We start from the raw sequence: 15,250 nt of genomic DNA, 5'->3' as shown, positions 1-15,250 counted from the left end.
CATATGATTTTATTGTACAATTCCAGCATCTATGTGCTTTCCGCATTCGCTCCTTTTAGTGCGTTTTACCGCCTTTTAAGGTGAAAAACCGGTCTGTATGGGGTCAAAGGTGTGCAAAAAGCGTGCAGTCTAAAAGCCGTGTTTGTTGCCAAAGTGTGGCTGGTCGGAGCTTTTGTTGATGTGATCCCCGAAAACGCCCCCGTTTTTGATTAGAGTTTTCCGCAGAGAAACCCTGGCTGGGAGAGGAGCGGAAACGCATGAAGGCATCGAAGTTCACGGACGCGCAGAAGGCGTTCATCATCAAGCAGGCGGAGGACGGCACCTCGGTGGCCGAGGTCTGCCGCAAGGCCGGGATCAGCACGGCGACATTTTTCAACTGGAAGAAAAAATATGCTGGCCTGATGCCATCCGAGATGAAACGGCTCAGGGAACTCGAGCAGGAGAACGCGCGTCTGAAGAAGATCGTCGCGGATCTCGCGCTCGACAAGGAAATGCTGCAGGACGTCATTAAGCGAAAGCTTTGAGGCCTGCCCGGAAAAGGTCGCTGGTCGACGGGATGCGGGCGGATTGGCAGGTGTCGATCCGCCGGGCCTGCGAGGTGATCCGGTTCGATCCGAGAACCTATCGCTACAAATCCCGCCGGCCTGGGCAGGCCGCTTTGGAACAGCGGATACGAGAGATTTGCCAGACGCGCGTGCGCTTCGGCTACAGGCGCGTGCATGTGCTGCTGCGCCGGGAGGGCTGGGAGATCAACGCCAAGAAGACCTATCGCATTTACAAGGAGTTGGGTATGCAACTTCGGAGCAAGACACCTAAGCGCCGGGTGAAGGCCAAGCTGCGGGATGACCGCAAGGAGGCTGTCAGCCCCAATGACGTCTGGGCTATGGACTTTGTTCATGATCAGCTGGCTACAGGCTGGAAACTTCGGGTTCTGACGGTCGTCGACACCTTCTCACGCTATGTCCCGGTGCTTGATGCTCGGTTCACATATCGCGGGGAGGACGTGGTCGCGACGCTTGAGCAAGTATGCAAGCGCACCGGCTACCCAGCCACCATCCGTGTTGACCAGGGCAGCGAGTTCATCTCCAAGGATATGGACCTTTGGGCCTATGCCAACGACGTGACATTGGACTTCTCCCGTCCGGGCAAACCTACCGACAACGCCTTCATCGAGGCGTTCAATGGCCGGTTCCGGGCGGAGTGCCTGAACGCGCACTGGTTCATGAGCCTTGAAGATGCAGCCGAAAAGTTGGAGGCTTGGCGTAGAGACTACAATGAAGAACGCCCGCACGGGGCTATCGGGAACAAGGTCCCGGCAGACCTGATGAAATCAGTTCACGACACCAGCCCGTGAACCTGATGGAACCGCGGAAATTCTAACAACGGCCGAGGGCACGTTGGGTAGCACATCACGATGCCAGCTAACGTTGAACTGAGAATGTACTGCCGGGCGCAAAACTGGACCTAACTCTGTCCGGCGAAAGGGAAGGAGTAACAGCCTTTCCCACTTCGCCCTGACGGTATGCGTGTTGCGCTTGCGTACGCAAGACTTATGATCGGGCCGAGTTTGTAGCGGGCTCCCGGTGATTACAGGCACTATCAAAAGTCAGATCGATCAGATCTGGAACGCATTCTGGTCTGGTGAGGCCTCCAACCCGCTCTCCGTGTGATCGAACAGCTGACTTTCCTCATGTTCATTGAGCGGCTTGACGATTTGCACACCGTAGAAGAACGCAATTCCGAGGACCAGGGTACCCCCACGTCCCGAAGCATTTTCCCTGCAGACACCGACGACAAAGGCGAGTCCTTCGACAACCTGCGCTAGTCCCGCTTCAAGCACTTCGAGGCCCGCGGGATGATGCGCTCTGTTGATGAGCACGAGTCCACATTAACCGGTGTTGTGTCATGTGAGGACGGCAGCTCTGCGCAGATAGTGAGCTTTGCAAAGTCTTCGGACCTGGCGGCATGGCGAGCACTCACTGCCGCAGGCGCATAAGGAAAAGCTGCCCTTCGCCGCACGTGCGGCCGCCGAAAACCCTTAGATGTCGGCTAAGCGGACATTGCGGACTTTCGCTGCAGCTGAAAAATTATGCTCCTGATCAGTGGCGATCAGATTTAGTCAAAGTCCACTTTCAGCTCTGGCGCGGTCAGAGGGCTTGGTCGCCGGTTGCCGGTTGCGCCGCGTCGGTGGCTTCTCAGTCGCCTCCACATCGTGCGCCTCCAGCCATCCTTTCTGGAAGTCGCTGAACGGCATCCCACCACCATCGAAATGCTGTGTTGTTGACTGCCATGTCTCGACATCTAATACCCTCTCTGAAAAAATTGCTTCGCAAGAACTTTTGATACTGGATTCGCATTATGACTGCAGAGGTCGCAATTATTAATAGGTCGGGCATCGCTCTGGCCGCCGACAGCGCCGTAACGATCGGCCGCGACCGGGTATGGAAGAACTCCAACAAACTTTTTCATCTAGCACCATCAAACGACGTTGCAGTCATGGTCTTCGGAAGCGGGGACTACTGCGGCTTGCCTTGGGAAGTTGTGATTAAGGAATTTAGAAAAAGCCTCGGGAAAACAACATACTCCAGGGTAGAAGAGTATGTTGGGCGCTTTCTGGGTTTTTTGGACGACTTGGTTGTTCCTCCAACACCGCTGGCCGATTTGACCGGATGGTACATAATCCTTAACGCCATCAGCCAGACCCAAAAAGCTATGACTGCCAGTGGTTCGCTAAAACGTCGCCAACAGCTTATCGCTGCAATCTCCGAGAAAATCGAAGAAGCGGATCACTATCCCCTCCTCTTCGACGGATACTCTCGTGATCAGTACCGCAAGAAACACTCCCAAAAGATCAAAGAGTTTATGGCGGAAGAGCTTGGAATGCATGTCACCCAGACCATGCACTCCAAGATGATAACGCTTTGCTACGAACGGTCGCGGAGAGCTTTCGAAACGAAGTTCGAGACGGGGGTTGTCTTCGCCGGATATGGCGACTCGGAACTCCTGCCTGTCGTTATCGAAATGTGTGTCGATGGCGAATTAGAAGGGAAGGTCAGAGCCTGGCAGGTTCGTGAAAACAACATGAATGAAGGCGGAACTTCTGGCGCCATCCTCCCTTTCGCACAAGCCGATGTAGCCAATCTTTTTGTGGAAGGTACGCTACCACAATATCTGAGTTATACTCGACAGACCCTTCTGCAGACCCTCGACCTGAAAACTGCAGAACTTGTTAAAGACTATGTCCCAGAACCAGATCGCGTTGTCGAAATGGAACGGCAAAAGAAAGCCAACCGCGCTATGGTTAAGCAGTTTTCAACCGACTTCAAACAATATCGGCACGACGAATCTGTCGCCAACCTTCTAAAAGTGGTAAACTCTCTACCCAAAGAGGAAATGGCGGCTATGGCTGAGGCTCTTGTGGAGATTACCTCTTTGCGGAGAAAGATGGATTCATCACTTGAGACTGTAGGTGGCCCTGTCGACGTTGCGATTATCTCAAAGTCGGACGGGTTTGTCTGGACAAAGCGAAAGCACTACTTTGATGTTGAATTCAACAGAGATTTCATGGAAAGGCGCAACCAAAGGTATCAGGGGAACCAAGATGCGTAGGATAAATGTCAAGTTGAAGGACAAAGCCGTCAATCGGATTACCGGTTCGTCCATTCCAGAGCGGTATGGCGAGTCCCAAAAGATGTCTGTGAAGGACCGGAGCCAACAGACCGTTAAGAATATGTTTGCCGCCGCGGAAAAGGCTAGAGCCGAAGAAGCACACGCAGACTGAGGCGCGCACTTGCGCCCGGACGTCAAGCTGCCTGCAGAGAAGGTCGTCCCACTTATCCTGTTGTTCTTTCTAAGCGTGGCTTGAAGTAGCCACGCTGTCGCGACCGGTGAACGGCGGGCAGCACGTATTGATCGAGGTCTTCGGCCACATCGTACATTTCGTTCTACTTGACCACTTCACTGCCTGGTGAGAAATGCCCCCACTTGCTTGCTGTTCATTGCATCGGACAGGCCCTGTGGGCAGGTAAGCCGCCGTCACGTACAGCAGGGCGTTCTGCAGCATGCCATGGCCCGGTAGGTAATTCGCAACCGTAAGAGAATGCCCGGGCCGCATGGTTCATCAAGGGAGGGCATTGGATCCTTCGGTGAGCGGACATTCACTGACAACACATCAATCCGCAATTGGCCGAGCTGCGTAGCTGCAACCCAAGGTCAGTTATGGGTTCAAAGCCGACTTGCGGCGCTGCGGCAACCAGGGCGCAGTGAACCCGCGCCTCGTCCCAGCCGCTAGATGACGCCAGCCAGCCCAAAGCGGACGTGCTCTTCATTTCTCGATCAGTGGAAAGAAACGGTATACTGTGTAGGTTGCATAAGTTCCTATCAGTCCACGTCAATGTCGGCTATTCACAACGAAGCGGACTTTGGCTGATCGCGCAAAATGAGGTCCGGGCCAAGTTAGTTGCAATACTGAATAGGATGGAGGAGGGGTTAGTTGTGGGCCATGCTCGTCTAACTTTGTCCTGGAGAGCTGGCGGGCACTTTACCCTGTTGCCACGAGCCCCTACAAGAAATCTCATTTCCGAGAGCCAGTCAGTAAAAGTTCAATTCACAGATGCCGATTACTTCTAGCGCACCAGCACTGCCCAGCCTATACATTTTCCTCGACGAGGGAGGCAACTTCGACTTTTCGCTGAGGGGGTCGAAATACTTTACTCTGACATGTGTTAGCTTGTTTCGCCCATTCACGCTCCACACAGATTTAGATACGTTCAAGTACAACCTGATCGAGCACCGGATCAAACCTCGCATTGCGATGGATCATTTTCACTGCGCCTACGACAACCCGCATGTCCGAAGTAAGGTGTTTGACATGCTTTCCGCTCAGGTGCCTGCCAATTCCGTCGACGCAGTCATTGTCGAGAAAAGCAAGACGGGTCCAGCCCTACGGCCTCCGGAAGAGTTCTACCCGAGGATGCTGGGCTATCTTCTGCGGTACGCCGTTGATAAGGCGCCGGGGGCAATTGGTGAGGTTGTCGTGATCACTGACAGTATTCCCGTGAAGAAAAAGAAACGAGCCATTGAAAAGGGCATCAAGACATCCCTTCCCAAAATGCTTCCAACGGGCACACCATATCGCTTGATGCACCACCCGTCCGCCGCGCACTACGGGCTTCAGGTCGCGGACTACTTCAACTGGGCGATCTACAGAAAGTGGGAGCATAAAGACCCATCTTCCCACTCCAAAGTCGCACCTCAAATCCGCACAGAGTTCGACATCTTTCGGACCGGTACGCGCCACTATTATTAGGGAGTGCGACCCCCCTGACTACCATTTCTGGAGAACACCCTTGGGTTCTTTCATCAGAGGGGAACCTTTGGTGCAAACATACGCATATACCGGTTAATTTCAAGTTTTGATTTAGGGCGATTTAGCGCCTTCAGCGAGGTCCATATGACAAACCTTGAAGCGATCCGGAAAACGATTTTAGCTTGGCACGAACTGCCCAACGTCAACCAGGCTTATACGCTGCATTACGACGAAACGAACAACATCAGGACTCTGTTCCTCACACCCGATGGTCTGAATGTCTGCAGGCCAGACTTCTTTGTGCTCGGAGGGGTGGCACACCGTGGAAGAGCACCGCATCTCGACTTTTCATCATTGAGCCACGAATTCCACCTCCAGAGATCTGCTTCTGAGTTGAAATTAAATCAGCTCGGCAACGGCGACTTCTCCGCCCTACTCAAGTCAAAGAAGATTACCGCATTCCTTCACTGGCTTGTTCGTAACGAACTGTTCGTCCACTTTCAGGTGCTCGATCCACTTTACTGGTCAATTGTCGATGTGATCGATTCCATCCTTACCGAGCAGCGGGATGTCAACCTAATGATGGCTCATGCGATGCTCAAAAACGCCTTGTACGCCGTACTGCGCACTGATCTTGACACCACGGCCGCGCTCTTGGGACGGTTCAACTTCCCCGATGTGGGCAGAGCACGCCGATGCGAGTTCATCGCCGAGCTTGGTGCGATGCTCGATGAACGCCGGAGTGTTTTGCCAGCTCAGCATTACCTGTTCCTCAGGGAAGTGCTGCGGGTCGGGGCGCGCCTTCGGCGGCTTCCCTATCTCGAGGATGAAAAGCCAAACATACTTATCAATGGTTTCGGTGACTTTTATCTGCACAGGATCGCCTTGTTCCGCAACGCCACACACATCCTAGACATCGAACCACAGATCGCCAATTTTCTGAGAGGCCTCGACCTTCACGACGGCGGCAGTCCAGCGACACACTTCTCGTTCGTGAATTCCAAGCAGCACGCATGGATACAAGTGTCGGACGCCATCACAGGCCTTCTTGGCAAGTTTTTTAAATTCGTTAGCAAGCATACAGAAGATGAGCTGGAAGAGGCTTTGACGACCTTCAATTCGCATCAGCAAAAGAATCTGATGGCTTTGACGCACCTATTGCGGCGATCCATCGGGGAATGTCCAGGATTCACAATGTATGTTCTGTCTCAGGACGATCAGGCGCGCATTGCTCGGGTCTTGAGCCGATTTGAGAGCGTCTAGAAGACAGGGTCTGCTGGAGGCTACCAAGATTTTCAAAAGAAAGACAGGTTTGAGTGCCACCGCAAACGACCGGTTTCGATTGCAGATCAGTCATACGACGTGATGCGCTTAGATAACCACATGGTGACACGTCTCCTTCACAGGATTCTGCCAGCTCCGACTTTGCAAAGTCCGTTTATGCGCTTCGCAGACGCTTGTGCTGGTCGCAGCATTGGGGAGCGTTCACCGGGGCCGACGAAGGGCCGCTTTAGGGCAAACGCCCCCGACAATTCGCGTCTGCAGCGGAGTGCGCGCTGGGCCTGGTGCGAATGTCTCAAAAGGGCTGGCTGGCGTCATCTGGCGGCGGAGACCAAGTGCGGTTTCCCAGCAACCCGGCGCCGCGCTGCCGCAAGTCGGCTTCGAGTCCAGGGCAACAGATGCTGCGCTTTGAACAAATGACAGCTAGGATAAAGAACCGTTGTAGTTTTCGATTCGTAGATCATCGAAGCCTCGCGGTGACGTAGATATGTTGGATGCTCTGATCGGCATTTGCCGATAACGTAAGACGCATCATGGGGTGCGGGAATTGATTGAAGTTATTTTGGAATTTGCAACTAAGAGTTCCGCCACCCTCTCAGCTCTTTCCGCACTGGGAGCGTCCGTAGCCGCATTGGTTGCGATATTTCTCAGCATATATTCACTCTCGGTTCAGAGACAGCATAATCGACTATCGGTTCGACCTATTGCAAACTTTGTCTATGGTGATTTTGAAGATGAAATATCAATTCGGCTTATGAATGCCGGTGTGGGGCCCATGAGAATTGACGCCTTTACGGTCAAGTGCAGCAATACAGGAAATATTACCAATTCTTTGATCGAGCAAATGTCAGATAAACAAGTTGTTGCAACTTGGAACGCATTTTCCGGAAACCCATGCGGGAAAACCATAAGGGCAGGAGGCGAGCTAGCCCTTTTGAAGTTAACAGGTGACCCAGAAGATGCAGAGTTCAGCGCTCAAAGGGACACGACCCGAAGGGCGCTGATGGCAATTGAGCTGAAAGTCACTTTCTCAGACGTTTACGGTAAGACAATTGGGACAGAGGCCACAGTGCTTAGCTGGTTTGGGCGTCATTTTTTCGTCTACGATTTCGCCACCGGAACATTAACTAGACCTTGAAGTGCGCCCCATTGAAGGGCGCTTTGTCCCACGTCCCTTCCGTTCGATGATGGTCGGGGCTGCACCTACGGCAAAGGTATGCTGCTTCCATTGCTTGTACAGCATGTTGCCTTCGCCCAGCAGCTGTCGCCAGCACTTTTCAAATGTCGCTAACTGCGCTTCGTGGACATCAGTCTAGGGTGAAGCATAGCTTGGATTAGCTGAGCAGACTTGAAGGTCCGCTTTCAGTAAGACGCTCGCGCTCGCAGCAGCCCCTTTGCTGCGCCTTGCATGAATGTCAAGTTTGGGCTGATACCGGTCATCTGCCGCGCCTGGCGTGAATATCGGCTAAGGGCCGTCCGCGATTTGATGGCCTGAGGATCTTCCGCGATACGGTGAGCACGCTAATGGAACTGGACTGCGTAACTCCAAGTGTCATCCGATGAATGTGCTCCCGCAAGAAAGTGGATCAGGTGGCGCCCAGCTTCGAGAAACTCCCTTGTTCGATCATGTGTGAAAGGTGCCGAGAGCTGAGCCTTGTTTCCGTGTGCAACATTGTTCCGAAGCTGAGCATAGCTACGCCCCAACAATATCTGCCAAGACGAAACTTCGATTTCATCACTGTCCCATTTCAACCCGCCACCTTCTTTGGCTACCAGAAGTTGAGGCGTCGTTTCTTTGAAGATCTGAAACCCCGATCCTGCGAAATCAAATCCGCTGAAAGGATGCTTGACTTCCAATGATTGACCGATCCGGTCCCAGTTGATGCCCCTAACCACCCGTGTCTTTCCATCCACATGGGCAAAGGTTTGGTCGAGATTGACCAAAAAGAACTCTAACTTGGCAGCCAAAAGCATGAAATTTGCGATTTCTTCGTCCAAGTCAGCCTCCCACATATTCTCGCCAGGCTACAGCTTAAGCTTGTTCGATGACAACTCTGCCTTGTCATTTGGTATTTGTCCGCTTTTGGGAAGCTGCACCGCAGCTTTCGTTTCCCATGTCAAGGTCAGCTTTGGGCCGGTAACCTCTGCGGGCCTGGCTGGTCACTGCGACTTTGCAAAGATCATTCTCTGCGCTTCGCTGACCTTGAAGCCGGATGCAGCACCGTCTGGGTCAACTGTGCAAGCTTGAAGGTCTGCTTTGGGGAAGCCCTTCGTACTCGCAGCATCCCCTTCGCTGCGGCATGGACGAATGTCATAATGGGCTGATACCGGTTATTGGCCGCGCCTAGCGTGAATGTCGGCTAAGGGCCGGACGCGACAATCTCGTGCGCTAGCCTAATGATGCAATGGGCTGACTCGCGTCAGATCTTCTCAAACCAAGGGTAGCGAGCTTCCGGCACCACGAGTTCTATGTCATCTTCAACGTCCATATAGAGATCAACGGCCCATTTGCGACTATGTCCCATGGCTGCGCACCAAGCCGCTACGATAGCGTCCCCCTCATGATCTGCTTCCGTGGCGGACACTGCGTCGTCATAGATCTCGCGGATCCCATTCTCGCTAGATACGCGAAGCAACAGCTTGGGGTGGCTTTCGTAGACGGGTAATCCGAGCCGCTTTGCCACAATCGCACCATTCAAGGTCATAGAACTGTATAAGGAGTTCTGAGCAACAACCGAATTGCCGCCATATTTCCGTCGTAGCGCATCATCGCAGGCCCGCCCGCCCTTAGGTGACCAAGCCAGGAGGGTATCTATGCCGAGTGCAACCGCCGTTTTTGCATAGTCCTCCAACCAAGACAGTGCCTCGGCAGCATCGCGAACAGTAGCTTTGGCCACGACCTCAGGTTCGTCAGAGATTACCCGAATGGCAGCTACACCGTTTTTGCCTTTTCCTCCAGGGTCGTAACCAAGAAACACTGTCATGCCTAAGCCTTATCATTGTAGCAGTTGGATCGTTTGCATCATCTGCTACCTTCCCTTGGGCGAAGTTGCTGTGCAAGGGGCTGAATGTGAGGTTTCAGATGCTGCGCCGCAGCTTGTTACCTATCAATGAAAGGCAGCTTTGGGCCGTCCCTGAAGACGGCCCAAGTTGTTAAATTTCAATGGCCTCCGCGATTGCTAGCGCGTCTTCGAGTTCAACACCCAGATATCTGACGGTGCTGTCCATCTTGGTGTGCCCAAGTAGCAGCTGGACCGCCCTCAGGTTGCCGGTCTTCTTGTATATCTGTGTGACTTTTGTCCTCCGCATCGAATGCGTTCCGTATGCGCTGGCCTCCAGACCGATCGACGTGACCCAATCCCGGACGATCCGGGCATACTGGCGTGTCGAGATGTGCAGGCGTTCATGGAACCGACCCGGCCAAAGGTACTCCGAGCCGACCATGAGCTCATCTTCCATCCACTTTTCTATCGAGGCGCGTGTGCCTTCGGATATCTCAAATCGCACAGGCTTCTGTGTCTTACTTTGTAGCACCGATGCCCGTTCTTTGATCAGACCAGACGCCATGACGTCGACGACTTTCATCTTCACCAAGTCACAGCCGCGCAGCTTGCTGTCGATGGCCATATTGAACAGCGCGAGGTCTCGATGGTTCTCGGCCAGTTCAAGTCGGACACGGATCGCCCAGACGTGCTTTGGCTTCAGCGGCCGTTTCTGACCCACAATGCGGCCCTTGTTCCAAGCTGGGCGAAGTGCGCGAATGGCTGGTAAGTTTGGTGTTTGCATGACTGATCCTCCGATCCGCCATTCCCGCCCACAACGACAACCCGACGTTGACCTGTCCAATGTATCACAGGTTGCTGCGCTGCCACTGAGGTCGGCTCCGAGCCCATTTTGACCGATGCCGCGCGCTGCACCAAGGTCCGCTTGTTCACAACGGCCAAGACAATTCAGAGAACTCATCACAAGGCAAATAGCAGGGACTGATACGCAATGAATGGCACGCAGTCCAACAGGTTAGATTGAAGCCATTGCTTTAAAGCCTCGACCACGTTTGTACTCAAGAACAGGTAGCTGTGCGAACTTTACAAGGCTCTTGCGCAATCCTAATGGACATCGCCCTAAATCTAAGATGCGCGATGTTTCGAATGGAGCGGGCACCCTCAGAGAACGGCATTGGCGCAGGTGTCACCGACCTCAAGCGTTGATCCAAATTCGTACGACAGCGAGGAAAACCGGTTGAGAATAGATTCAGCCTCGGCACCATGTGCCAAACGTGGACGCCCCCTGCGGTGACGCTGCTCACCCAGGCCAAGAGAAACGGGATGGATTTCGACATCGACAAGTCCGTCCCCTTCAAAGTGGCATATTGGGACCACAGTCTGCCAATAGCGTTCATCGGAAGGGAAGCCTTTCTGGTCATCTAGTGTACGCTGCTTATAGAGCTGTGTCGGTGTCAGTCGGTCATCGACATGAAAGCGATCATAGGATTCGCCTGGCAGCTGCCGCACCATTTCATTCTGACCGATGAAATTGCCAAGACTGTAGAAAATCGGTTTGCCCTTGTAGATTTCCATGCCACGCAGCAGGTGCGGCCCGTGGCCGACGACTAGGTCGGCACCCGCGTCGATCACCGCGTGGGCGAACTCGACGATGAAATCCGCTGGTTGGTCCTTTTCATCGGCATGTTCATGGGCATGGATGCTGACCAGTGCGATGTCAGAGGCCAGTTTAGCCTCTTCGACCCAGCGGATGATCGCGGCCAAGTCTTTGGGGTTCGGATGGCGCACATGGCGGGTTTGCTCACCTACGCGGAAGTTCATGCCATTGAAGGGAAAAATGCCCTCCGGGGCCTCGAAGGCAAACCCCGTGCTGATGCGGATCTGGCGGAACTTCTCCAGGCCCAGCCCCTCGGCCATCTCTTTCACGACGGCCATTTGCTCTGCCGTCACCTCATAGGTGCTGTCGGGCCACAGCGGGTTCAGGCCGGGTCGCCCCTGCATGGCTGCCGTCTGGCGCGCGGCTTCCTGCCCCTTTGTATAAGTGGACCCGCAAGCGACCATGCCGATCGCCGCATTGGGCGTTGTAAGGTAAGCGGCGCGTCGGGCCTCCTCAAGGTGTCGTCCCGCCCCGGCGTGGCACAGGCCGCGTTTGTCGAGTTGGTCCAACCCATATTCAAGCCCAGAGATGGAGTAGTCGAGCGTATGGTTTGTCGCCGTGGAAAACATGCCGAACCCGGCTTCGACCAGATCATCCAGCACCCATGACGGCGCGCCGAAATGCGACCCGCCGCTGTCAAAAGCGGGATCGCCGCGATAATCGTTCGGCAGGACCTCGAGGTTGGTGAATGCCGCATCGCATCCACGGATCAGATCAAAGAGAGGTTTGATAACCGGATCTGACGTGCTGAGAAGCCGCCTTTGCAGGATGCTGTCACCGGTCAGGGCCAGAGTGGTCATATCTTGCCCTCCGACCCGAAGTAGTCCCGTAAGATTCTGCCGTAGACGGTCTTGAGCGCATTGATTTCGGCCACGGAGACGTGCTCATCCACCTGGTGCAAGGTCTCGCCGGTCAAACCAACCTCGACTACCGGGCAGTGCTTGAAGAGGTGGCGGGCATCGGAACTGCCGCCGAGGGTCGTCATCTGTGGTCTTTGTCCCGTTTCCTGTTCGACGGCATCTTGAACCAGCTTTGAAAGAGCCCCGGGCGGTGTGAAAAAACACTCTCCCGACAGGTAGTGATCGGCACTGATCGTGACACCGAACTTGTCCTCGGCGGCGCGCGTATGCCTGGACACCCAGTCAAGGACTTTCCCAGAGGTCCATTTGTCGTTGAACCGGATGCTCAGGGTCGCCTTGCACGTCGCAGGAATGACGTTGCGTGCAGGATTGCCTGTATCAATCGTCGTGATCGCAAGTGTTGAAGGCGCGAAAAATTCCGTTCCTTCGTCCATGGCCGCCTGCCCGAAACCTTGCAAAAGATCGACCAGTGCAGGAAGCGGGTTGTTCGCTTTTTCCGGGTATCCCGAATGGCCTTGCACGCCAGTCACGGTCAGAAAGACCGTGATCGTTCCCCGGCGACCGATCTTTATTGCGTCCCCGATGGACTTAAGGCTCGTCGGTTCGCCCACGATAAAGTGGTCGGCCCGAATATCATTGGCCTCCATCCATTGGACAATGGCTCGTGTCCCGTCGGGCGAGCCGGTTTCTTCGGCACCTGTGATCGCGATGATGACGCGGCCATCAGGTGGTGTTTCGTTGACAAACTCGATGGCGGCCGCGGCAAAGGCCGCAACGCCTGATTTCATGTCCGTTGAGCCGCGCCCGTAGAGAATGCCGTCACGGATCTCTGCTCCAAAAGGATCGACGGTCCAGTCTTTTGGATCGCCTATCGGAACGACATCGGTATGACCGTTAAACCCGAATGTGCGTCCATTTCGGTCCTCTCCCCAAATCGCAAATAGATTGGGAATACCGTTGCGATCAATGCGCTGACACTGAAACCCATGCTCGCTCAGCAATGCGCTTAGCAGCTTAAGCGCACTACCTTCCTCGGGGGTCACGGTCTGGCAGCGTACAAGGTCGGCTGTCAGTTCCACAGGGTCGACGGCATGTTGGGCGCGTGGTGCGGACAATTTGTTCATACCACTTCCCTCGCCACCATGTGACAGGCGCAGCTTTGCTGGCCGGTGAGATGTTCAAGCAAAGGCGCCTTGGCTTTGCAGATATCCTCCGCGAACTCGCACCTGGGGTGGAACGTGCAACCGCTGGGCGGGTTGATCGGGTTGGGATAGGAGGAGCCCAACTCGATGCTCGGCACACCGGCACCGGGATCGGGGGTCAACACGGACTTGAGCAGCGCCTTGGTGTAGGGGTGTTTGGGGGATTTGAAGATCGAGCGCGCGTCGGCGATCTCGACCACCCGGCCCAGATACATGACGATCACACGGGTTGCTATATGTTCGACCACCGCCATATCATGCGTGATGAGCAGATAGGTGAGCCGCATCTCCCGGCGCAATTCCAGCAGCAGGTTCAGGATTTGGGCCTGAACCGAGACATCCAGCGCCGAGGTCGGTTCGTCGCAGACGACAATCTCGGGTTTCAGGACCAGTGCACGCGCAATGGCGACACGCTGACGTTGCCCGCCAGAAAGCTGGTTGGGATAGTTGTGATAAAAGTTCCGCGGCAGGCCGACTAGCTCCATGATCTCTTCGACCACTTTTTGCTGCTCGCTTGCGCTGCCCATACCGTGCAACGCCATCGGACGGCGGATGATCTCGCCAATCGTCCGGCGGGGGTTGAGCGACGAATACGGGTCCTGAAAGATCGACTGGACTTTTCGCGATCGCTCGGCATTTGACATGGCCGAAATGTCGCGCCCATCCAACGTGACCTTACCATTGGTGGGGGATTGAAGCCCCAAAAGCATGCGCGCCAAAGTGGACTTGCCGCAGCCGGATTCACCGACAACGGCCACAACTTCGCCTTTGCTAAGCTCCAGGGACAGGTTGTCGACAGCTTTCAGTGGTTTGGGAGCAGAGAACATATCCTGACTGACCTGAAACACACATTCAGCCGCATCGGCAGACAGCAGGGGCGTTGCTTCCTTGTCGATCCGGGAGCCATAGACATGACCAGAGCCAGCCGCCTCATAGCTCTCTGGCGCGGCCGGGGCCATAAGGTCCTCAAACGGTAGAATGCAGCGATAGGCCTGACCTGTTGGCGCGTCCCGCAAAGCGACACTCTGGTCTATGCAGGCGTCCTGAACACGTGTGCAGCGATTGGCAAAGCGACAGCCCTTGAACCGTGTTTTCAACGATGGAACCAGACCGGGGATAGACCCCAACTGACCGCCCGGTTCGATCTGGCCGGGGATCGGAATGCTCTCCAGCAAGCCTTGGGTATAGGGATGAACGGGATTTTGCAGCACATTCGTCACCGTCCCGGTTTCGATCACCTGACCGGCATACATCACCGCAATCTTGTCCGATACGCGGGCCACAACCCCCATGTCATGCGAGATGATGACAAGCGCTATGTTCAACTCTTTTTGCAGGTCCTTGAGCAGGTTGAGGATCTGCGCCTGAATGGTCACGTCCAAAGCGGTGGTGGGTTCATCAGCGATGATCAGGTCCGGATCGTTCATCAGCATCATCGCGATCATGACCCGCTGGCGCAGCCCGCCGGACAGCTGGTGCGGATATTGCGACAAGCGGCTGGCGGCGGCGGTGATCCCGACCTTTTCCAAGAGCTCAATCGCACGGGCGCGGGCCTCGGCCTTAGATACATTCTTGTGATGCTGCATCAGCTCGGTCATCTGCCGCCCGATAGTGTAGACCGGGTTCAGCGACGTCATCGGCTCCTGAAAGATCATTGCAATCTTGTTGCCGCGCAGCCTGGACATCTGCTTCTCGGACGCGGTCAAAAGATCCGTGTCATCAAACCTCAGGCACGCAGCTTGGGTGCGTGTGCCCTCCGGCAGTAGCCCCATTATTGCCATGGATGACACCGATTTGCCTGAGCCGGATTCGCCGACGATGCCAAGCGTTTCGCCGCGGTTCACCGTGAAAGAAACATCGCGTACGGCGGTCATTTCACCTTCGGCCAGTTTCAGGGTCACCGACAGGTCTTGAACTTCAAGTAGGGGCTGCATGTCTTT

The 15,250-nt window shown here is 54.8% G+C and carries 11 protein-coding genes and 1 pseudogene; 6 read left to right on the top strand and 6 right to left on the bottom strand.

Annotated elements, in window-relative coordinates; genetic code table 11:
• Nucleotides 1–257 precede the first annotated feature (257 nt).
• From TM1040_RS01020 to TM1040_RS19875, 6 genes and pseudogenes are all read left to right on the top strand, one after another.
• Nucleotides 258–1,354 (top strand): IS3-like element ISSisp1 family transposase gene (locus tag TM1040_RS01020; protein WP_085978750.1). Its coding sequence is split into 2 segments (ribosomal slippage): nucleotides 258–519 and nucleotides 519–1,354, totalling 1,098 coding nucleotides; the frame shifts between segments, so codons are not numbered across the junction.
• Between the two features lie 229 nt (nucleotides 1,355–1,583).
• Nucleotides 1,584–1,715 (top strand): annotated as a pseudogene (locus tag TM1040_RS20445) (type I restriction-modification system subunit M N-terminal domain-containing protein); the annotation flags it as partial.
• Nucleotides 1,716–2,358: 643 nt separating this feature from the next.
• Entirely contained in the window at nucleotides 2,359–3,609 is a 1,251-nt protein-coding gene (locus TM1040_RS01010; protein WP_011536744.1) for a hypothetical protein, read from the top strand.
• 1,003 nt (nucleotides 3,610–4,612) lie between these two features.
• Nucleotides 4,613–5,308: a DUF3800 domain-containing protein gene (locus TM1040_RS01000; protein WP_011536743.1), complete on the top strand. Its 696-nt coding sequence runs from the start codon at nucleotides 4,613–4,615 to the stop codon at nucleotides 5,306–5,308.
• Between the two features lie 144 nt (nucleotides 5,309–5,452).
• Nucleotides 5,453–6,571, top strand: coding sequence for a hypothetical protein (locus tag TM1040_RS00995; protein WP_011536742.1), 1,119 nt, complete (start codon nucleotides 5,453–5,455; stop codon nucleotides 6,569–6,571).
• 556 nt (nucleotides 6,572–7,127) lie between these two features.
• Nucleotides 7,128–7,727 carry a hypothetical protein gene (locus TM1040_RS19875; RefSeq protein WP_011536741.1) on the top strand — a complete coding sequence of 200 codons (600 nt, stop codon included), beginning with the start codon at nucleotides 7,128–7,130 and terminating at the stop codon, nucleotides 7,725–7,727.
• A gap of 383 nt (nucleotides 7,728–8,110) precedes the next feature.
• On the opposite strand, the gene TM1040_RS00985 is transcribed toward TM1040_RS19875, so the two are convergent.
• From TM1040_RS00985 to TM1040_RS00960, 6 genes are all read right to left on the bottom strand, one after another.
• Complete coding sequence (locus TM1040_RS00985) at nucleotides 8,111–8,587, bottom strand: hypothetical protein (RefSeq protein ID WP_166485487.1); 477 nt, start codon at nucleotides 8,585–8,587, stop codon at nucleotides 8,111–8,113.
• 422 nt (nucleotides 8,588–9,009) lie between these two features.
• Nucleotides 9,010–9,573 (bottom strand): DUF429 domain-containing protein, encoded by a 564-nt coding sequence (locus TM1040_RS00980; protein WP_011536739.1) that lies wholly within the window; start codon nucleotides 9,571–9,573, stop codon nucleotides 9,010–9,012.
• Between the two features lie 169 nt (nucleotides 9,574–9,742).
• On the bottom strand, nucleotides 9,743–10,375 hold the full coding sequence (locus tag TM1040_RS00975) for a tyrosine-type recombinase/integrase (protein WP_011536738.1): 633 nt from the start codon (nucleotides 10,373–10,375) through the stop codon (nucleotides 9,743–9,745).
• A 377-nt stretch (nucleotides 10,376–10,752) separates the two neighbouring features.
• Nucleotides 10,753–12,048 carry a CapA family protein gene (locus tag TM1040_RS00970; RefSeq protein ID WP_011536737.1) on the bottom strand — a complete coding sequence of 432 codons (1,296 nt, stop codon included), beginning with the start codon at nucleotides 12,046–12,048 and terminating at the stop codon, nucleotides 10,753–10,755.
• Nucleotides 12,045–13,232: a succinyl-diaminopimelate desuccinylase gene (dapE, locus tag TM1040_RS00965; RefSeq protein WP_011536736.1), complete on the bottom strand. Its 1,188-nt coding sequence runs from the start codon at nucleotides 13,230–13,232 to the stop codon at nucleotides 12,045–12,047. The genes TM1040_RS00970 and dapE overlap by 4 nt, the downstream gene beginning before the upstream one ends.
• The gene (locus TM1040_RS00960; RefSeq protein ID WP_011536735.1) at nucleotides 13,229–15,244 is read right to left on the bottom strand and encodes an ABC transporter ATP-binding protein; all 2,016 of its coding nucleotides are present in this window, start codon (nucleotides 15,242–15,244) and stop codon (nucleotides 13,229–13,231) included. Before TM1040_RS00960 ends, dapE begins: the two co-directional genes overlap by 4 nt.
• Between the last annotated feature and the right edge of the window lie 6 nt (nucleotides 15,245–15,250).

The sequence above is a fragment of the Ruegeria sp. TM1040 genome (assembly GCF_000014065.1).
Lineage (GTDB): Bacteria > Pseudomonadota > Alphaproteobacteria > Rhodobacterales > Rhodobacteraceae > Epibacterium.
This window is presented reverse-complemented; position numbering and strand designations above follow the sequence as displayed.